Here is an 18,497-nt window from a genome sequence, read left to right on the forward strand (position 1 = left end):
CCGCCGGAACCCCGGCCGCCTCACACCCACCGGGTCCCCCCGCGACCGTCGGAGACCGGCCGGGGGACCGCCGTCCCGCCCGCCGTCGGCGCTGCGGGGGCCGGCCACCCCAGGCGGCTGGGCAGCGGCGGTGTCGCCGGTCGGGGTGGCCGCGTGCTGTTCTCCACGACGTCGTCGCGCAGGCGGTGCGGGGGCGCCGGGGTCGGCGCCGCCCGGCCGATGCGGAGCAGCATCTGGGGATGCGAGCTCGCGGTCAGCGCGGACCGGAGCCGGGTCCGGGTGACGGGGACCTCGATCGCCTGGGTCAGGGGGCCGGCGGCCCAGCCCTGCCGGGTGAGTTCGAGCAGCACGCGCTCCAGCGCCTCGCCCGCGCGCAGCCACGAGGCCTGGTCGTCGCGGGGGGTGGCGAGCAGCACCATCGTCTGCCCCGAGGTCGACGCGGTCTCGGGTGGGAGTGCGCCGGCGCCCGCGCTGTCGAAGTCGCGGAGCGGGACGTCGTCGTGCTGCAGGCCGTCGACGTGCGGCACCACCGCGGCGGGCACGCCGTCGCCGCTGCCCGGTGGCCGGGTCGTCCAGCGCCGCACCTCTGCGCGGTACGCGGGGTCGGCGTTCTGGACGGCGTCGGCCTGCTGCGTCAGCCGCGCCACGAGCTGCCGGTGCGCCTCCCGGCTCACCCCGATGAGCCGCGCGCCCTCGGCGGCGACCGCGTCGGCGAGATCGCGCAGCAGGTCGTCGGGCAGCGCGTCTCCGCCGAACGCGCGCCGGTTGGTGCGGCGCCGCCGGACCGAGGGCGCGAGCGCCGCCTCGGCGGCGTCCGGCGCTCCGTCGACGGGGCGGACCACTCCCAGCAGGTCGGGGTCCGCGGGGTCGGGGAGCCGGTCGACCTCCACGGCCCAGCCCGAGGCGGCGAGCGACACCCGGGCGTTGAACAGGGCGGCACCGACGCTCTGGGCGAGGGCGCGGCCCACCGGGTCCAGCGTGAGCAGCTGCCGGGTGCGGTCGGCGTGCAGCTCGAGCCGGTCGCCGCGCAGGACCAGCCGCCAGGGCTGGGTGTTGTGGATGGACGGCGCGAGCAGGGCCGAGTCGACGGCGTCCTCGAGCGCGTCGGTCAGGGTGCGGCGGGCCCGGCCGGTGGGCGGCGGGGGCGCGGGGCTCGTGGGGGTGGGCATGGCTGCTCCTCGGTGCGGTGTCGCCGGTCCAGGGTCCGACGCGACGGCCGCCGGGCGCCGGGGGCTGCCGTCACTGCGCCGCGGGCCGAACGTCCCGCGTGGCCGCCGCCCTCCGCGGGCGGGTGCGCAGGGTCTTGGCCAGCCCGTCGACGAGCAGCACCGCCGGGACGGCGAGCAGCGCCACGAGCAGCCCGGGGAGCGGCGGCGGCCGCTGGCCGAGCAGGTCGGCGACCGGCGGGACGGCGAGCATCCCGACCAGGACGAGCAGCTCGACGGCGACGGCCCACACGAGCAGCCGGTTGCTCCGCCAGGGCAGCCGCCACGCCGGCCGGTGGGTGCTGCGGCACGCGAAGGCGGTGGCGAACTGGCCCAGGACCACGGCCGTGAAGGCCGCCCCCGAGGCGCCGGCGAGCGTCCCGGACGGGACGTCGTCCCCGTAGGACCAGCCGGCGCCCAGCAGCACGGTCAGGAACGCGCCCATCGCCACGGTCGCCTCGACGGGGCCGAGGACCAGGAGCGCGCGGCGCAGCAGGCCGCGGTCCACGAGGCGGCGGCGCGGGGGCGGCCCGTCGAGCACGCGGGGGGAGGGGGGCTCGGCGCCCAGCGCGAGGGCCGGCAGCAGGTCGGTGGCGATGTCCAGGCTGAGCACCTGCAGCACCGACAGCGCCAGCGGCACCCCGCCGCCGGTGGCGGTGAAGACCACGAACGGCGTCAGCTCGGCCACGTTGTCGGTCAGGTGGTAGGTCAGGAACCGGCGGATGTTGGCGAACGTCGTCCGGCCCTGCCGGACGGCCGCGACGATGGTCGCGAAGTCGTCGTCCAGCAGCACGAGGTCCGCCGCCTGCCGGGCGACGTCGGTGCCACCGACGCCCATGGCGATCCCGATGTCGGCCGCGCGCAGCGCCGGGCCGTCGTTCACCCCGTCGCCGGTCATGGCGACCACGTGGCCGCGCTCGCGCAGGGCCCGCGCGATGCGCAGCTTGTCCTCCGGCTGGACGCGGCAGAGCACCATGCCGTCGGCGTCGAGCAGCTCGCCCAGCGCGGCGTCGTCGGCGGGGAGGTCGGCGCCGTGCACCACGCGGCTGCTGCCCTCGCGCCACAGGCCGGTCTGCCGGGCGATCGCCTCGGCGGTCGGGCCCGAGTCGCCGGTGACCATGGCGACGGCGATGCCCGCCCGCCGGCACTCCGCCAGGGCGCCGACGACGCTCGCGCGCGGCGGGTCCTCCAGACCGATCAGGCCCAGGAGCTCGAGGTCGCGCTCGGCGGAGTCGGCGTCGGCGTCCGCGGCGAGCGGGCCGGTCCGCCGGGCGACGGCCAGCACCCGCAGCCCCCGGGCGGCCATGCGCACCGCCTCCTCGGCGGCAGCGGGGTCGGGAGCGCACAGCGGCAGCACGCCGTCGGGCGCACCCTTGAGGGAGAGGACGCCGTCGGCCCAGACCGACATCCGCCGCCGCCGCGGGTCGAACGGGAACCGGCGGGTGCCTGCGGGCGCCCCGGAGGCGGTGCCGTCGGTGCCCAGCCGCCGGGCGAGCGCGTCGATGGCCGCCTCCATGGGGTCGCCCACGGCCACCCAGGTGTTCCCGTCGGCCGCGATCCGCCCGGTCGAGCAGAGGGCCGCGGTCCGGGCGAGCACCCGGGCGGCCGCGACGGCCCCGGCCGGGCCCTCGACCGCGGCCACGGGCTCGTAGCCCTCGCCGCGGACCGCGAGCGTGCCGGCCGGCGTCCAGACGTCGAGGACCGCCATCCGGTTCTCGGTCAGCGTGCCGGTCTTGTCGGTGCAGATGACGCTCGTCGCGCCGAGCGTCTCCACCGACTCCAGCCGGCGCACGAGGGCGTGCCGGCCGGCGAGCAGCTGGGCGCTCTGGGCCAGGGAGAGCGTGACGGTGGGCAGCAGCCCCTCCGGTACCAGCGCGACGGTGACCCCGACGGCGAAGAGGAAGCCGTCGTCCAGCGGCAGCCCGAGGACCAGCCCGCCGGCGAAGCAGACGGTGCCGATGCCGAGCGCGAGGACGGTGATGGTCCGGACCAGCCGGTCCAGTTCCCGCGCCAGCGGGGTCCGGGCGCGCTCCACCGACCGGGTCATCGTGGCGATCGACGCGAGCCGGGTGTCGCCCGCGATCGCGGCGACGACCGCGGTGCCCTCGCCCTCCACCACGAAGCAGCCGGCCGCGACCGGATCGCCCGGGGCCTTGCCGACCGGCTCGCTCTCGCCGGTCAGCATCGCCTCGTCCACCCGCAGGCCGTGCACGTCGAGCAGCCGCAGGTCCGCCGCCACCCGGTCGCCGGCCTCGGGCAGCACCAGGTCGCCGACGACGAGGTCGGCGGCGTCGATCTCCTGCCGGTGCCCGTCGCGCACGACCGTCGCGCGGTGCGGCACCAGGTCGCGCAGGGCCTGCGCGGCGCGGTCGGCACGGTGTTCCTGGACGAAGGCGAAGACGCCGTTGAGGACGACGACCACGGCGATCGCGACGGCCAGTTGCGGGAGGCCCCCGAGCAGCGCGAGCACCGACGCCGCCCAGAGCAGCAGCGCGAAGAAGTGGCTCAGCTGGGCGAGGAACAGGCGCAGCGGGGACGGCGGCCGCTCGACCGGCAGCCGGTTGCCGCCCGGTGGTCGGCGGGCCGCGGCCTCGGCGCTCGTCAACCCGGCGAGGGCTGCTCCGGACTGCGGAGGGGCCCCCGTGCCGGCGCTCACCGAGAGCTGAGCCGCTGCATCTCGCGGTCGATCGCCCGCTCGCTGATCGGCCGGCTCGGCGGGCCGAAGGTCGCCCACGCGTGGAACGCCAGGCCGATGCCCCACCCGGCCATCGGGAAGAGCGGCCAGGGGAACCAGGCGTCGGCGGTGAGCCCGACGACCAGCCAGACGGTCCAGAGCAGCCCGTTGACCCCGACGTAGGCGATCAGGTGCTCGGCGAACTCCCGCTTGGCGCGCAACCGCCGCACGGCGGCCGTCCTCAGGTCCGCGGGCGGCTCGGACGGCGGGCGGTCCGGGACCGGGCGGTCGTCAGGAGTCGAGGGATCGTGGACGGACATGGCCTCTCCCGTGCTGCCGTCGCCGACCCGGTGGCCGGCTCGTCCCAGGATCGGGTCGGACGCGCACCCCGCGCGGCGGCCGGAGGTCACGCCCGCACGGGCCAGCGGCCCTCCCGGCCAGAGACCTCCGGCCCTCCCCGGCCCGGGCTCCGGCGGGAAGCGTTCGCCCGACCGTTGTGGCCGGCCGACCCGTCGCCGGCCCGCGGCACGGACACCCGTCCGGCAGCGCACGGACTCCCTGGAGGTCCCGATGAGTGCAGATCGCCCCATCCGCATCCGCCGTCCCGTCGCGGTCGGGCCCGTCGTGGGCGGACCGGTCGCGCTGCGCGCGCTCGCGGTCGGCGCCCTCGCCGTGGGCGCCTTCGCGGTCGGGTCGCTCGTGGTCGGCTCGGTGGCGGTGGGCCGTCTCGCCGTCGGCCGGGCGGACCTCAAGCGGGTCCGGATCGCCCGCCTGGAGGTCGACGAGCTCGTCGTCCACTCGGTCACGGGCCTGCCGGTGGGCGGCCCGCCGGCCTCGACGCCGCCCGGGCCTGAGGGCCTCGCGAGGTAGAGCCCTTCGCCCGCTCCCCGCGGCGGACCGGGGGCAGCAGGGTCGCAGGGCGAGCCCCGGCGCACCGCCGGGCCGGCCGGGGGAGGACCCGTGAACGCTCCCAGCACGTCAGCCGCCGTCCCTCCCACCGGCGTCGGCGCCGGCTCGGGACACCCCGTCGTGCGGACCCGGTCGGGCCGGGTGCGCGGCACGACGACCGCCGGCGTGCACGCCTTCCTGGGCATCTCGTACGCGGCCCCGCCGGTGGGTGAGCTCCGCCTCCGTCCCCCGCGGCCGGTGCAGCCGTGGGAGGGGGTGCGGGACGCGACCGCGCTCGGGCCGGAGCCCCCGCAGCCGCAGTTCGGCGAGGACCCCACCGGACTGCTCTTCGACCCGGCCGTCCCGGGGGACGACTGCCTCAACCTCAACGTCTGGACGCCCGACCCCGGGGCCGGCGGCCTGCCGGTGCTGGTCTGGACCCCCGGCGGCTCCTTCCACTTCTCCTCCGGGGGCAGCTACGACGGCAGCCGCTTCGCCCGGGACGGGGTCGTGTGCGTGACGATCAACTGGCGGACCGGCGCGGACGGCTTCCTGTACCTGGGCGAGGGGGACGACGGGGCCGACCTGGGCCTGCTCGACCACGTCGCCGCGCTCACCTGGGTGCGGGACAACATCGCGGCCTTCGGCGGCGACCCCTCCCGGGTCACCCTGTGCGGCGAGTCCGCCGGCGCCATGTGCATCGGCGCGCTGCTGTCCATGCCCCGCGCCGCGGGGCTGTTCCGGCGCGCGATCCTGCAGAGCGGCGCCGCGCACCACGTCCTGCCCGCGCCCGAGGCCGCGCGGATGGGCGCCCACCTGGCCGACGCCCTCGGCGTGCCGCCCCTGCGGGCGGCGCTGGCACGGGTGCCGGTCGACCGACTGCTCGAGGCACAGGCGCAGATCGACGCCGAGGTCCTGGCCCATCCGGACCCGGCGCGCTGGGGCGCGGAGGTGGTGGCGAGCACGATGCCGTTCCACTCCGTGGTCGACGGCGACGTCCTGCCGGGACCGCCGATCGACCGGATCGCCGCCGGCGACGCCGCGGGGATCGACCTGCTGGTGGGCACCAATTCCGACGACTGGCGGATGTTCCCCGTGCTCGGCGGCTTCATCGACGCGGTGACCGAGGAGGCGCTGGCCGGACCGGTGGACCGGTACGGGTCCTGGAGCCTCGCCGCCTTCGGGCTGGCGCCGGGGACCGCGCTGCCGGCGTACCGGTCCGCCCGTCCCGGCGCCGCTCCCGGGGACCTGCTGGCGGCGGTGCTGACCGACTGGTGGGTGCGTGTCCCCGCGCTCCGGCTCACCGACGCGCACGCCCCCGCCCCGGCCGGGACCTACGCCTACGAGTTCGCCTGGCCGTCCCCGGCCTTCGGCGGGCGGCTGGGGGCCTGTCACGCCCTGGAGATCCCGTTCGTGTTCGACACCCTGGACCTCGGGCGCCGGCAGATGCTCGGCGGTGCGCTCGGCGACGACCCGCCCCAGGAGCTGGCGGACACGGTGCACCGCGCCTGGGTCGACTTCGTGACCACGGGTGACCCCGGGTGGCCCCGCTACGACCTGCTCCGGCGCCGGGTCCAGCGGTTGGACGTCCGTTCCCGCGTCGTGGAGGACCCGTACGCAGCCGAGCGCGCGCTGTGGGAGGGGATCCGCTGACCGCTCCGGCCGGGCGCTGGTCGGGACCGACGGCCCGGGCCTTCGGGCCCTCCGGCAGCAGCCGGGCGGCCCCGCGGTCGGCCACGGTGGCGCGAACGAACCCGCGACGAGGAGGCCCCATGGTCCGCGCGCTGCCCGACGGCCGGACCCGGAACCGGGCTCGTGGAGTGCTCGTCGTCGTCCTGCTGCTCGGCGGCCTGGTGGCGTGCGGCGGCGACGACGACGGCGACGGCGACGACTCGGGAGCCGACGCAACGCCGTCCTCGTCCGCGGCCGCGCCGTCCCCGACCGACGCCGACGGCGACGACGGCACCGGCGACGACGGCGGCTCGGACGGCGGCGACGGCACCGGCTCCCCGCAGCCGCCGTTCCCGGCCGACACCCGGCCCGACACCCAGGACGCGTCGGGCGACGCGCTGGGGAACGTGACCGACATCCGCATCGGCCGGCACGAGGGCTACGACCGGGTGGTGCTCGAGTTCGAGGGCACCGGGACCCCCGGCTGGGACGTCCGGTACACCGACCAGCCGGCCCGGCAGGGCAGCGGCGAGCCGGTCGACCTGGCGGGGGAGGCGGCGCTCCAGGTCACGGTGACCGGGGTGGGCTACCCGCCGGACACCGGCATCGTGGAGTACTCGGGGCCGCCACGGCTGTCCGCCGCGGACACCGAGGTCGTCACCGAGGTGTTCTTCGACGGGACCTTCGAGGGGGTCACCGCGGTGCTGGCCGGCACGCGGGCGGAGGTGCCGTTCCGGGTGTACCTGCTGGAGGCGCCGGCGCGGATCGTGATCGAGGTGGCCGATCCCGCCTGAGCGGTGCCGCCCGGCCCCGGTGGAGGGGACCTTGGGCCGTGCCCGGGCCGGCGCCCGCCCCCCGAGCATGGACGCCGGACCGCTCCGCCGGGGGCGGGAGGAGAGCCGAGGTGCGAGGGACGATGATCCAGACCAGCACGGCAGCCGACACCAGGACGCTCGCGACACCGGCCACCTCGGTCGCCCGGCTCTTCCACGACCGGGTCGCGGCGAGCCCGGGCGCCGAGGCGCACCGCTTTCCGGACGGCGACGGCTGGACGTCACTGACGTGGCGCGAGACCGCCGCCGCGGTCGAGGCCCTGGCGGCCGGCCTGCTCGCGCTCGGGATCGGGCCGGAGGACCGGGTGGCGATCGCGAGCGGCACCCGGATCGAGTGGATCCACGCCGACCTGGCGATCATGTGCGCCGGCGCGGCGACGACCGCCGTCTACCCCTCCAGCGGCGCCGAGGACGTGGCCTTCATCCTCGCCGACAGCGAGTCGCGGATCGTCTTCGCCGAGGACGACGCCCAGATCGCGAAACTCCGCGCCCAGCGCGACCGGCTGCCCGACCTGATGCGCGTGGTCACCTTCGACGGCGAGACCGACGGCGACTGGGTGATCGGCCTGGCGGACCTGCGGGAGCTGGGGACCGGGCACCTCGCCGAGCACCCCGCCGCGGTGGACGACGCGGTGGCCGCCGTCGGGCCGGAGCACCTGGCGACCCTGATCTACACCTCCGGCACGACGGGCCGGCCCAAGGGCGTGGAGCTGCCCCACCGGTGCTGGACCTACATCGGCGCCGCGGCCGAGGCGCTCGGCACGCTCAGCAGCGACGACCTGCAGTACCTGTGGCTGCCGCTGGCGCACTCGTTCGGCAAGATGCTCGGCGCCGTGCAGCTGCAGGTCGGGTTCGCCACGGCCGTCGACGGCCGCATCGACCGGATCGTCGCGAACCTCCCCGTCGTCCGCCCCACGTTCATGGCGGGGCCGCCGCGGATCTTCGAGAAGGTCTACGCCGGTGTCGGCCAGACCGTGCGGGCCGACGGCGGCGTGAAGCTCCGCCTGTACACCTGGGCGATCGCGGTCGGCGACCGGGTGCGGCGCGCCCGCCTGGAGGGGCGGCGGATCGGGCCGGCCCTCCGGGCCGAGCACGCGCTGGCCGACCGGCTGGTGCTGTCGACGATCCGCGCCCGGCTCGGGGGCCGGATCCGCTTCCTCATCTCGGGCAGCGCCGCGCTCTCCGCCGACGTCGCGACGTGGTTCGCGGCGACCGGGATGCCGGTGCTCGAGGGCTACGGGCTCACCGAGACCGCGGGCGGGGCGTGCGTGGCCGACCTCGACCGGCCGATCCCGGGATGCGTGGGCGCGCCGGTGCCGGGCACGGAGATCGCGATCGCCGACGACGGCGAGATCCTGATCCGCGGCCCCCTGGTCATGCGCGGCTACCACGGCCGGGCCGAGGCCACCGCCGAGGTGCTGCGCGAGGACGGGTGGCTCGCCACGGGCGACGTCGGGGAGCTGGACGCCGAGGGGCGGCTGCGCGTCACGGACCGGAAGAAGGACCTGATCAAGACCTCGAGCGGGAAGTACATCGCGCCCCAGTCCGTCGAGGGCATCTTCAAGGCGGTCTGCCCGCTGGCCAGCCAGATGGTCGTCCACGGCGACGGCCGCAAGTACGCGACCGCGCTGATCGCCCTCGACCCCGAGGCGCTGGCCCGCTGGGGCCAGGCGGAGGGCCGGGGGACCTCGGACTACGCCACCCTCGTCGCCGACCCCGCGGTCCAGGAGTACGTGCGGGGCTGCGTCGAGGAGCTGAACGCCCGGCTCAACCGCTGGGAGACGATCAAGGACTTCCGCGTCCTCGACCACGACCTGTCGGTGGAGGGCGGCGAGATGACGCCGAGCATGAAGGTGAAGCGGAAGGTCGTCGAGACGAGGTACGCGGCGCTGCTGGACACGATGTACGAGACTCCCGGCCCGGCGCCGGGAACCGGTGGGTCCGGCCGGTCGGGGAGCAGGGCGGGCGCCGCGACGGCCGACCCGGGCCGCGGACCGCAGGCGTCATGACCACGACCGGGCTCCGCAGCACCGGCGTCGACGTGCCACGGGCGTCGCGCGACCGCAGCCTGGCGGGCCTGCTCCTGCTCGTGGCCGGCTCGGCGGTCGTGCTCGGCATCATGACCGCGGAGGTCCTCTACCCGACCGACTACGACGTCCACCGGAACACGGTGAGCGACCTCGCGGCCATGCGTCCCGACGACGTCGTGCGGCAACCGTCGGCGGCGGTCTTCAACACCACGATGATCGTCTGCGGCGTGCTCATCGCGATCGCCGCCCTGCTGCTGCACCGCTCGCGCGCCGGCCTGCGCGCCGTCGTGCCGATCGCCGGGCTCGGCCTCGGGATGGTCGGCGTCGGGCTGTTCCCGGGCAACACCGTGATGGCGGTCCACCAGCTGGTCTCGATCGCGACCTTCCTGTCCGGCGGCCTCGCGGCGATCCTGACCGCCCGGCTGACCGCCCGGGCGCTGCGCCCGGTGCACCTGGTCCTCGGCGGGACCGCCCTGGCGTTCCTGATCGGCTACACGTTCCTGGAGGACCTGGCGGTCTTCGACCGGCTCGGGGAGGGCGGGGTGGAGCGGTGGATCGTCTATCCGGTCGTCCTGTGGATGGTGGCGTTCGGCGCCGCGCTCGCCGCGGCCCGGCCGGACGACGCGGCCGCGCGGCCGGAGGCCGCCCGATGACCGCCGCCGGTCCCCAGGTCGGCTCGCTCGCCTGGATCGACCTCACGACCCCGGACGTCGACGCCGCCGGGAGCTTCTACTCCCGGCTGCTCGGCTGGGAGCTGGAGTCCGCGGACACCCCGATGGGCCGGTACGTCACCGGCTCGGTCGGGGCCGGACCCGTCGGCGGGATGATGGCGCCGGCGCCCGGGGAGGACGCCGCGCCACCGGCCTGGGCGCTGTTCTTCGGCGTGGCCGACGCCGACCGGGCCGTCGACGCCGCCCGCCGCCTCGGCGCCACGGTGCTGCAGCCGCCGATGGAGATCCCCGGCGGCGGGCGGATCGCCGTGGTCACCGACCCGGCCGGTGCCGTGGCCGGCCTCCTGGAGCCCGGCGACGGCGGCTCGACGGTCCGCGGCGAACCTGGGGCGGTGGCGTGGGTGGAGTGCCAGAGCCGCGACGTGCCGGCCAGCGAGGCGTTCTACGCCGAGCTCCTGGGCTGGCACGCCCGCCCTCCGTCCGACGGCTACCGGGTCCTCGAGCTCGGCGGCGAGCAGGTCGCCGGGCTGATGGCCATGCCCGACGAGGTGCCGTCCGCGGTGCCCGGCTACTGGCTGCCCTACTTCGCCGTGGACGACGTCGACTCGGCGTGCGGCCGGGTGGAGGAACTCGGCGGCGGCGTCCTGGTGCCGCCGAGAACCGTCCAGGACCTGCGCTTCGCCGTCGCGCAGGACCCCGCCGGAGCCGTGTTCGGCCTGCTCCGGACCCCGGGTCAGCGGGCGGCGTTCCAGTAGCCGGTCAGCCGCACGCGGTCCCGGGCCAGGCCCGTCTCCTGGCGCAGGGAGGTGCGCAGCTCCCGCATGCGGGCGGCCTCCCCGGCGCCGAAGACGAACACCCCGTCGCGGTCGGCGAGGAGCGGGCTCTCGGCGAGGGCGGCCCGCACGCCGTCGAGGAGCGCGGGCGTCGTGCCCGGCGCCGCCCCGGACCGATCGACCCAGCGCACCTCGACGCCGGGCCGCACGGGGAGGTCCGGCCGGCCGCCCGCGTCGGCCGTCTCCGCCACCACGACCGCCCGGGCGTCGGGGGCCAGCCCGTCCAGGACGGCGGCCACGGCACCCAGCGCCGTCTCGTCGCACACCAGCAGGTGGGTGCGCACGCCGGCCGGCGGGTCGTAGCTGCGGCGGGTGCCCCACACCGCGATCGGAGTTCCCGGCCCGGCCGCGGCGAGGCGGCTGCTGACCGCGCCCTCGTCGCCGTGCAGCACGAGCCACACGTCGCCCTCGCCGGAGGCGGGGCGCCGCGCCCGCATCGTGTACGCGGCCCGCGGCGCTGCCTCGAGGGGGATCCCGGCCAGGTCCTGGACGCTGAACCCGGGCCGGAGCACCTCGGCCGGCGGATCGGGCATGAGGACGACGTACTCGTCGCCGCCGCGCAGCGGCAGGGGAGCGAGCCCCGCCAGGGTGATCTCGAGCAGGTTCGGTGCGAGCAGGCGGCAGGCGGACACGGTCGCCGCCACGGTCGTCATCGTCTGGTCCTCGAGGAACTCGGCCTCGATCGAGGTGAGCGGCTCGCCCGTGCCGACCACCCCGCGGGCGGCGGCGACCAGCCCCATGAGCGCCCCGTAGATCTCCAGTGACGTGCGGACGGGCGTTCTGAAGGGGATCTGCACCGGCCGCTGCGAGCCGTCGGTCGTTCCGACGGCCAGGCGCAGCCCGTCGGGTCCCACGCCCAGGATGTCGACCGACCGGGCGTCGGGCTCGGCGCCGAGCGCCCGGGCGACCAGGAGCACCGTGTCGGGGTGCTCGTCACCGATGTGGTCCAGACCCTCGGCGAGCTCGGCCGCCTCGTCCGCCGGGAGGTCGAAGTCGACCGCCGGGAGGACGGCTGCCGTGGTACCGGTCACCGGGTGCCGCCGGTGGAGGCGGGGGGCGTCGTGCTCGCGGGCATGGGGGCCTTCCGGTCGGTCGGGAACGAGGGCGGACCTGGCCGGGACGGACCGCCCCCCGACCGTCGTCGACGGGGCGCGCTCACCCGGCCGGGCTTAGGCTAGCCTCACCTCTGCCTTCAGGGCAGGGGTGTCCGCCGGCGACGGCCCGCACCCCCGCCTCGAGCCCCACCCGGCCACGCCGTCCGGGGCGTCGCACCGGCCCGCGATTCGCTGCCGGTGCGACGTCGGTGGCTCACGGGGTCGAGTGCAGGGCCTCCGGCTTCAGCTGGACCTTGACGCAGCCGTCCGACTTCTCCTGGAACATGCGGTAGGCGTCCGGCGCCTCGGCCAGGGAGAGCCGGTGCGTGGCGAACGTGTCCACGCCCAGCGGGTCGTCGTCGGTGAGCAGCGGCATGATCTCGGGGATCCAGCGCTTCACGTTGCACTGACCCATGTGCAGGGCGATCTGCTTGTCGAACAGCGTGAGCATCGGCATCGGGTCGGCGGTGCCGCCGTACACGCCCGACAGCGAGATGGTGCCGCCCCGGCGCACGATGTCGATCGCGGAGTAGAGGGCGTTGAGCCGGTCCACCCCGGCGGTCTCCATGATCGGTGCCGCGACCGCTCTGGGCAGCAGACCCACGGCCTTCTGGACGAACGTCGTCGCCGGGGAGCCGTGGGCCTCCATGCCGACGGCGTCGAGCACCGAATCCGGGCCGCGGCCGCCGGTCATCCCGCGGATGACGTCGCCCAGGTCGTCCCCGTGCTCGCCGAGGTCGACGACCTCGATGCCGCGGTCCCGCACGCGCGCGAGCCGCTCGGGCACCCGGTCGACGCCGATGACGCGGTAGCCCTTGTGGGCGCCGATCCGGCAGGCGAAGTCGCCGATCGGGCCGAGCCCGAGGACGACGAGGGTGCCGCCGTCGGGCACGTTCGCGTACTCCACGCCCTGCCACGCCGTCGGGAGGATGTCGGAGAGGTAGGCGAACCGGTCGTCGGGCGGACCCTCGGGGACCACGATGTGCGTGAACTGCGCCTGCGGGACCCGGAGGTACTCGGCCTGCCCACCGGGCACCTCGCCGTAGAGCTTGGAGAAGCCGAACAGCGACGCGCCCATGCCCTGGTCGCGGACCTGGGTCGTCTCGCACTGCGTGTACAGGTGCTGCCGGCACATCCAGCAGTGCCCGCAGGAGATCTGGAACGGGATGACGACCCGGTCGCCCACCCGCAGGTCACCGCACTCCGTGCCCACCTCGACGACCTGACCCATGGCCTCGTGGCCGAGCACGTTCCCGACCCCCATGAAGGGGGCCAGCGGCTCGTAGAGGTGCAGGTCGGAGCCGCAGATGTTCGTGGTCGTGACGCGGATGACCGCATCCGTCGGGTTCTGGACGAAGGGATCGGGCACGTCCTCCACCCGCACGTCACGCTTGCCGTGCCAGGTCACTGCCTTCACGAAGGGCCACCATTTTCGTCTCGGAGCTCGGACTCCTGAGGTCCCCGCACCCGTGTCCGCCGAAACGGCGCGGCCGGCCCGCCGCGCGGGGACCTGGTGCCGGCCGGCCGTGCGCTCCTCGCCCCCGTGGGGGTCATCTCTGCTGGGTGATGCGCTCCTCGCCGACGCTTCCTACCGTCGCGTGCGGCGCGGGCGACGGCCCGCCCCGGAGCCCGCACCGGTCGGAGGGGACACGGGAGCGCGATGGACCACTCGGCGGGGGGAGACGAGCTCGCTCGACCCGAGAGCTACACCTGGCCGCTGCTCGTGGTGGTGGTGGCGGTGCTGCCGCAGGCGGTGGTCCCCGCGCAGTACCGGGTGGGTCCGCCGCTGGTGGTCCCGGTCACCGAGACCGTCGCGCTGCTGGTGCTGCTGGCCATCGCGGCTCGCCCCGGCCCCGTTCCGCGCAGCGCCCGCTCCGCCCTGCTCGTCCTGTTCGGCCTGCTGGCCGCGGCCAACACCTTCGCCGCCGCCCGGCTGGTGACGCTGGTGCTGGGCGACGGGGAGTTCGAGGGCGTCGAGCTCACGGCCGGGCGGCTCCTGGTCGCGGGCCTCCTGGTCCTGGTGATCAACGTGGTGACCTTCGCGCTGCTCTACTGGGAGCTGGACGGCGGGGGGCCGGCCGGACGCGTCGCCGAGCGGGCGCCGTACCCGGACTTCCAATTCCCGCAGACGGGCACCCAGGGCCTGGCGGAGCCGGGCTGGCAACCGCGCTTCGGGGACCACCTGTACGTCGCGTTCACCAACCTGGTCGCGTTCGGCCCCACCGACGCCATGCCGCTGACCCGTCGGGTCAAGGGCCTCATGGCGCTGCAGTCGACGATCTCCCTCGGCGTCCTCGTGGTGGTGCTCGCCCGGGTGATCAACATCCTGCCCGGCTGAGCGGTCAGACCGGCCCGGGGCCGCCCTCCGGGGTGATCACGTACCACCACCCGCCGTTGAGGAACACGTCGTGGCAGAGCACCTCGCCGGGCCCCTCGTTCGCGTAGGTGTAGAGCGGATGGCCGGCATAGGTGACCTGCACCGTGCCGTCCCTGCGCTGCGTGGTGCCCAGGAGTGCGGAGTCGGCGGCCCCGTCGGCCTGCGGGGTGCCGTCGGTGAGCACGGGCGGCCAGGCGGCGGCGCACTCGTCGTAGCAGTCCGGGGAGTTCGGCCGCTCCCGGTCGAACAGGTAGATCGCCTGACCGTTGCCGTCGAAGAGCATCACCCCGAACTCGCTGTCGCCGGTGACGATCGTCGTCCCGGGGGCGGGACCGGGGGAGGGGGGCGGGGACGGCGTCGTCGGCGGCGGCGGCTCGGACGTGCCCGGGGTCGCGGATGTCGGGGTGCCCGTCGCCGACGCCCCGGTCGGCTCGTCGTCGCCGCACCCGGCCACCAGCAGACCGGCGGCGAGGGCGAGCGCGGACAGGGCGGTGCGGGCAGCGGGCACGTCGGCCTCCTCGACAGCGGTGCGGCGGAGCCACTCTCCCAGGGCCGGGTCGGCGGGGGACCGGGTGCGCGAGCGGCTGTCGGGGGGGCACGGCACTCTCCGGGGCCCGTTGACGCGCACCGGCGCGAACCCCGATCGTGGGCCTCCCGTCCCGGTGGACCGACCCGGAGGCACCGCCATGTCCGAGCAGGCCGGAACTCGCCGCACCTCCGGGCGCCCGCCGGGCAGCGCCGTGCCGGACGGGAGCGCCGTGCCGGACGGGAGTGCCGTGCCGGACGGCAGCGCCGCGACCGTCGGCAGCAGCGCCGTCGTCGGGAGCGCCGCCACCGCGGGGAGCGTGGCCGTCGTCGGCAGCGCCGCCACCGCGGGGAGCGCCGCCGTCGTCGGCAGCGCGGCCACCCTTGCGAGCGCCGCCGTGTCGCTGAGCACGGGGGTCGCCGGCAGCGCCGGGGTGATCGGCAGTGCCGGGGTCGCCCTCAGCGCGGGCGTCGTCGGCAGCGCCGGCATCGTCGCCGGCCTGGCCAACGTCGGCTGCACCGCGTGCGTGGCATGCATCGCGTGCGTCGACTGCGTGGGCTGCGTCGGCTGCGTGGGGTGTGTCGGGCTCCGCGGCGCCGTGGGCGCGGTCGGCGTGCGCCGCCGGTAGGGCACCGGCGGGAACCGGGCCCGGGGATCCCGGCGCGGCTACGGCGTGGTGGCCAGGTAGACCGTGTTCGTGGCCGAACCACCCTGCAGCGGGTTGGCGAAGCCGACCACCGCCGCATCGACGTCGACGAAGACCTCCGACAGCGCCGCCAGGTACTCCCCGTCCGGCGGATCGTTCGACCACAGCGAGAAGACGCCGCCGGGCCGCAGCGACGCGGCCAGCCGCCGGATGCCGGCCGGGCCGTAGAACGGGGCGGAGGCCTCGTGAAGCAGGTGCCCGGGGGAGTGGTCGATGTCGACGACGACGGCGTCGAAGAGCCGCCCCGGGGCGTCCGGATCCACCCTGCCCTCCTCGACCATCGCGAAGAAGTCGCCGTGCACCAGCCGGCACCGCGGGTCCGCGGCGACGGCCCGCCCCACCGGCAGCAGCCCCTGCTGGTGCCACGCGATGACCGGCTCGAGCAGGTCGACGACCAGGACCTCGTGGACCCGGGGGTCGGCGAGGACCGCCTGCGCGGTGTAGCCGAGACCCAGCCCCCCGACCGCGACGTCGAGCCGGTCGCCCTCGAGCCGCTCCAGGGCGAGCCGGGCGACCTCGACCTCGGCGACCGTGAACAGGGAGGACATCAGGTACTCGTCGCCCAGCTTGACCTCGAACACGTCGGCCCCGGTCACCGGTTCCCGCCGCCGGCGGAGGGTGAGCTCACCGATCGGGGTCGAGCACCAGGCGAGCTCCTCGAAGCGTGTGCCCACGCGGCCCCTTCCCCTCGTCGATCGACCGGCGCGGCCCGGCTCCCGTGGCACTGTCCCTCCCCGGGCCCCGTGGCGCACCTCAGTGCGCCGCGCCGGCCCTGAGCGCGGCCTCGACGAGCCAGCCGGCGACCTCGTCGTCGATGTCCCGGAGGTCGTGCACCTCCAGATGGTGCATCCAGTGCGCCGGGGTCGGGTGCGCCACCTCCTTCCAGCGGGGCGAGGGATCGTGCCGGCCGAGCACGATCGACAGGACGACGTCGGCCGCCGGGCGGTGCAGGTACTGCCCCGGGCGCCAGAGGTGGGCGAAGCTTCGGTGGCGCCGGAAGGCGACCTGGCTGGTCGTCGCCCGCACCCGGACGTCGCCGACGTCCCGGAGCAGGTCCGAGACGCGAGCGAGCACGGCCGACCCGAGCGGCGAGTCGGCGAAGAACTCCTCCGGCGTCATGTGCTGCGCGCGTCGTGCCGGGCGGTCGTCGCCGCCGCGCGCCGGTCGGCGGCCAGCACGGCCATCGCCGCGGCGATCACACCGACGGAGACCACCGCTGCCACCGCGCCCTCGCCGCCGCGCGTCCCGCTGACGACGTTCACCGCCGTGTGCGCCAGGGCGACCACCAGGAGGCTGCCGCTGCGCTCGTACAGCCGGCCCAGGACGACGGCGCCGCTGGCCAGGCCGATCAGCCAGCCGGGCACGACGACGGGGGAGAGACCGGCGAGGCCGCTGTCGATCCAGAACAGCGGGAGGTGCCACAGCGCCCACGGGACGGTGAGGATCAGGGCGGCGTCGCGCAGCCCGAGCCGCCGGCGCAGGCGCGTCCACGCCAGTCCGCGCCAGCCGACCTCCTCGCCCAGTCCGCCCACGACCAGGAGCAGGAGGAACACCACCGGCCACGGCCAGGCCGGCACCCCGGGCATCTCCGCGAAGTCGCCCGCCGAGGGCCCGTCGCCGACCACGGTCACGACGGCGGCCGCGACCGCGCCGAGGAGCAGCGGGGTGAGCGCCAGGACCCACCAGCGGATCGCGCCCGGCCGGCCCCGCAGCCGGCGCAGCCCCGCCCGTCCGCCCGTCGCCGCGGTCACGAGCAGCGCAGCCAGCATCGGACCGACCAGACCCGGGACGTGGCTCGCCGTCCCGCCGGCGAGCGCGACCGGCACCCACCACGCCCAGGAGAGGGCGACGGCCAGGACGACGTAGGCGACCAGTGGCCGGTCGCGGACCACCTCGCGCAGCACCTCGCCGAGGTCGGCACGGCTCACGTCCGCGTCCTCCTCCTGGCACCTGCTGTCCCGGGCGACGCTAGCCCGGGGGGCGCCCCGGAGGGGACGGACCAAGGACCTGCGCGGGAGGGCCGGACGGCCACGGGTGGCTGGTCGGAACGGCGTCGGGCGTCGTCCGACGGCAGGGAGGAGCGTTCTCGGCGTGCAGGCGGGTGGTTCCCTACCGCAGGCCCCAGGCGAGCGCCATCGGCTGCTCGACGGGCATGCGACCGTTCACGACGCCGGGCGCCCAGCCGCCCAGGACCTGGCGCTCCATCGCAGCCCTGGCCTCCTCGGGGGCCTCGGCGACGAGCGTGCCCATCGGCGTGAGATCGATGTAGTTCCAGAGGAATTCGACCGGTCCGGGTAGGTCGAGGACGGCGAAGTACTCCGTGCACGTGACGTCACGGAAGCCGGCCCCGGTCAGCAGATCCGCGAGCACCGACGGGTCGTGGAGGGAGAACACCGCGCTCACGAAGGCTCCGAGGTGCGGATCCAGGTTGTCGGCGATGGCCCGTTCCATCACCTCGAACAGGGGCTGGATCCGACCGGGGGTGTTGACGACGACCCGGCCACCCGGTGCCAGCACCCGGTGCAGTTCGCCCAAGGCGCCCGCCCGGTCCTCCATGAACATGAGCCCCATCTGGCAGAGCGCCACGTCGTAGGACTCGTCGGGCAGGGGGAGCGACGCCGCGTCGGCCACCTGCCAGGCGATGGGTGCGCCGCCGGACGGGACCGACTCGGCGATCTCGATCATGTCCGGAGCGAGATCGATGCCGGTCACCGACCCGGTCGGACCGACCTGCTCGGCGGCTGCCCTGGTGATGACTCCCGTTCCGCAGGCGACGTCGAGCACCCGCGCGCCGGGCTGCAGCGCGGCCGTGCGCAGGAACTCGGCGGACACGGGCGTGGCGATCGAGGGCACGAAGAAGCGCTGGTAGAGCTCGGCTGCGGTACCCGAGTAGTGGCGGTAGGTCGCGGTGGTCATCGCGGTCTCCTCGCAGGGCAGGAGATGGGGACGAGGGGACCCTAGGAAGCGCCGCTCGGTCCCCGCATCGCAC

18 protein-coding genes are annotated in these 18,497 nt (G+C 76.1%); 8 read left to right on the forward strand and 10 right to left on the reverse strand.

Features of this window, described 5'->3' with window-relative positions:
• Window positions 1–20 precede the first annotated feature (20 nt).
• The 3 genes from BMY88_RS09705 to BMY88_RS23805 form a co-directional block, all read right to left on the reverse strand.
• Window positions 21–1,169 carry an Acg family FMN-binding oxidoreductase gene (locus BMY88_RS09705; protein WP_091942571.1) on the reverse strand — a complete coding sequence of 383 codons (1,149 nt, stop codon included), beginning with the start codon at window positions 1,167–1,169 and terminating at the stop codon, window positions 21–23.
• Window positions 1,170–1,239: 70 nt separating this feature from the next.
• Window positions 1,240–3,810 (reverse strand): cation-translocating P-type ATPase, encoded by a 2,571-nt coding sequence (locus BMY88_RS09710; protein WP_211435582.1) that lies wholly within the window; start codon window positions 3,808–3,810, stop codon window positions 1,240–1,242.
• A 47-nt stretch (window positions 3,811–3,857) separates the two neighbouring features.
• Complete coding sequence (locus BMY88_RS23805) at window positions 3,858–4,109, reverse strand: 2TM domain-containing protein (protein WP_170861043.1); 252 nt, start codon at window positions 4,107–4,109, stop codon at window positions 3,858–3,860.
• A gap of 340 nt (window positions 4,110–4,449) precedes the next feature.
• Between BMY88_RS23805 and BMY88_RS09720 the strand changes: the two genes are divergently transcribed.
• The 6 genes from BMY88_RS09720 to BMY88_RS09745 all read left to right on the forward strand — a co-directional run bounded on the left by BMY88_RS09720 (window position 4,450) and on the right by BMY88_RS09745 (window position 10,727).
• On the forward strand, window positions 4,450–4,749 hold the full coding sequence (locus tag BMY88_RS09720; RefSeq protein ID WP_139220452.1) for a hypothetical protein: 300 nt from the start codon (window positions 4,450–4,452) through the stop codon (window positions 4,747–4,749).
• Between the two features lie 90 nt (window positions 4,750–4,839).
• Entirely contained in the window at window positions 4,840–6,420 is a 1,581-nt protein-coding gene (locus BMY88_RS09725) for a carboxylesterase/lipase family protein (RefSeq protein WP_091942578.1), read from the forward strand.
• Window positions 6,421–6,539: 119 nt separating this feature from the next.
• The gene (locus BMY88_RS09730; protein WP_091942580.1) at window positions 6,540–7,232 is read left to right on the forward strand and encodes an AMIN-like domain-containing (lipo)protein; all 693 of its coding nucleotides are present in this window, start codon (window positions 6,540–6,542) and stop codon (window positions 7,230–7,232) included.
• Between the two features lie 122 nt (window positions 7,233–7,354).
• Window positions 7,355–9,280, forward strand: a complete 1,926-nt coding sequence (locus BMY88_RS09735) for an AMP-dependent synthetase/ligase (protein WP_091942582.1) — start codon at window positions 7,355–7,357, stop codon at window positions 9,278–9,280.
• On the forward strand, window positions 9,277–9,954 hold the full coding sequence (locus BMY88_RS09740) for a DUF998 domain-containing protein (protein ID WP_091942584.1): 678 nt from the start codon (window positions 9,277–9,279) through the stop codon (window positions 9,952–9,954). Before BMY88_RS09735 ends, BMY88_RS09740 begins: the two co-directional genes overlap by 4 nt.
• Window positions 9,951–10,727 carry a VOC family protein gene (locus tag BMY88_RS09745; protein ID WP_091942586.1) on the forward strand — a complete coding sequence of 259 codons (777 nt, stop codon included), beginning with the start codon at window positions 9,951–9,953 and terminating at the stop codon, window positions 10,725–10,727. Before BMY88_RS09740 ends, BMY88_RS09745 begins: the two co-directional genes overlap by 4 nt.
• On the opposite strand, the gene BMY88_RS09750 is transcribed toward BMY88_RS09745, so the two are convergent.
• Together BMY88_RS09750 and BMY88_RS09755 are read right to left on the reverse strand one after the other, a co-directional pair.
• The gene (locus BMY88_RS09750; RefSeq protein WP_091942588.1) at window positions 10,706–11,836 is read right to left on the reverse strand and encodes a siderophore-interacting protein; all 1,131 of its coding nucleotides are present in this window, start codon (window positions 11,834–11,836) and stop codon (window positions 10,706–10,708) included. The genes BMY88_RS09745 and BMY88_RS09750 overlap by 22 nt on opposite strands.
• A 277-nt stretch (window positions 11,837–12,113) precedes the next feature.
• Window positions 12,114–13,316 (reverse strand): zinc-dependent alcohol dehydrogenase, encoded by a 1,203-nt coding sequence (locus BMY88_RS09755; RefSeq protein ID WP_091942590.1) that lies wholly within the window; start codon window positions 13,314–13,316, stop codon window positions 12,114–12,116.
• Between the two features lie 243 nt (window positions 13,317–13,559).
• On the opposite strand from BMY88_RS09755, the gene BMY88_RS09760 reads away from it, so the two are divergent.
• A complete protein-coding gene (locus BMY88_RS09760; RefSeq protein WP_091942592.1) occupies window positions 13,560–14,237 on the forward strand; it encodes a hypothetical protein in 678 nt (225 codons plus the stop codon).
• A gap of 4 nt (window positions 14,238–14,241) precedes the next feature.
• Here the strand turns inward: BMY88_RS09760 and BMY88_RS09765 are convergent, their stop codons facing one another.
• Window positions 14,242–14,784, reverse strand: a complete 543-nt coding sequence (locus tag BMY88_RS09765) for a COG4315 family predicted lipoprotein (protein ID WP_211435583.1) — start codon at window positions 14,782–14,784, stop codon at window positions 14,242–14,244.
• A 178-nt stretch (window positions 14,785–14,962) separates the two neighbouring features.
• Between BMY88_RS09765 and BMY88_RS09770 the strand changes: the two genes are divergently transcribed.
• Entirely contained in the window at window positions 14,963–15,430 is a 468-nt protein-coding gene (locus BMY88_RS09770) for a hypothetical protein (RefSeq protein ID WP_211435584.1), read from the forward strand.
• Window positions 15,431–15,468: 38 nt separating this feature from the next.
• Here the strand turns inward: BMY88_RS09770 and BMY88_RS09775 are convergent, their stop codons facing one another.
• The 4 genes from BMY88_RS09775 to BMY88_RS09790 form a co-directional block, all read right to left on the reverse strand.
• Window positions 15,469–16,182 carry a polyamine aminopropyltransferase gene (locus tag BMY88_RS09775; RefSeq protein WP_091942596.1) on the reverse strand — a complete coding sequence of 238 codons (714 nt, stop codon included), beginning with the start codon at window positions 16,180–16,182 and terminating at the stop codon, window positions 15,469–15,471.
• A 79-nt stretch (window positions 16,183–16,261) separates the two neighbouring features.
• Complete coding sequence (locus BMY88_RS09780) at window positions 16,262–16,627, reverse strand: DUF5655 domain-containing protein (protein ID WP_170861044.1); 366 nt, start codon at window positions 16,625–16,627, stop codon at window positions 16,262–16,264.
• Window positions 16,624–17,436, reverse strand: coding sequence for a CPBP family intramembrane glutamic endopeptidase (locus BMY88_RS09785; RefSeq protein ID WP_091942598.1), 813 nt, complete (start codon window positions 17,434–17,436; stop codon window positions 16,624–16,626). Before BMY88_RS09785 ends, BMY88_RS09780 begins: the two co-directional genes overlap by 4 nt.
• A 181-nt stretch (window positions 17,437–17,617) precedes the next feature.
• Entirely contained in the window at window positions 17,618–18,424 is an 807-nt protein-coding gene (locus BMY88_RS09790; RefSeq protein ID WP_170861045.1) for a class I SAM-dependent methyltransferase, read from the reverse strand.
• Between the last annotated feature and the right edge of the window lie 73 nt (window positions 18,425–18,497).

This window comes from Trujillonella endophytica (assembly GCF_900110555.1).
GTDB classification, from domain to species: Bacteria; Actinomycetota; Actinomycetes; order Mycobacteriales; family Geodermatophilaceae; genus Trujillonella; species Trujillonella endophytica.

Bases quoted from the DNA above. Each gene is read 5' to 3' on its own strand.
- BMY88_RS09735 (WP_091942582.1), top strand. From the start codon at position 7,355: ATGATCCAGACCAGCACGGCAGCCGACACCAGGACGCTCGCGACACCG.
- BMY88_RS09705 (WP_091942571.1), bottom strand. From the start codon at position 1,169: ATGCCCACCCCCACGAGCCCCGCGCCCCCGCCGCCCACCGGCCGGGCC.
- BMY88_RS09740 (WP_091942584.1), top strand. From the start codon at position 9,277: ATGACCACGACCGGGCTCCGCAGCACCGGCGTCGACGTGCCACGGGCG.
- BMY88_RS09720 (WP_139220452.1), top strand. From the start codon at position 4,450: ATGAGTGCAGATCGCCCCATCCGCATCCGCCGTCCCGTCGCGGTCGGG.
- BMY88_RS09730 (WP_091942580.1), top strand. From the start codon at position 6,540: ATGGTCCGCGCGCTGCCCGACGGCCGGACCCGGAACCGGGCTCGTGGA.
- BMY88_RS09760 (WP_091942592.1), top strand. From the start codon at position 13,560: ATGGACCACTCGGCGGGGGGAGACGAGCTCGCTCGACCCGAGAGCTAC.
- BMY88_RS09745 (WP_091942586.1), top strand. From the start codon at position 9,951: ATGACCGCCGCCGGTCCCCAGGTCGGCTCGCTCGCCTGGATCGACCTC.
- BMY88_RS09770 (WP_211435584.1), top strand. From the start codon at position 14,963: ATGTCCGAGCAGGCCGGAACTCGCCGCACCTCCGGGCGCCCGCCGGGC.
- BMY88_RS09780 (WP_170861044.1), bottom strand. From the start codon at position 16,627: ATGACGCCGGAGGAGTTCTTCGCCGACTCGCCGCTCGGGTCGGCCGTG.
- BMY88_RS09790 (WP_170861045.1), bottom strand. From the start codon at position 18,424: ATGACCACCGCGACCTACCGCCACTACTCGGGTACCGCAGCCGAGCTC.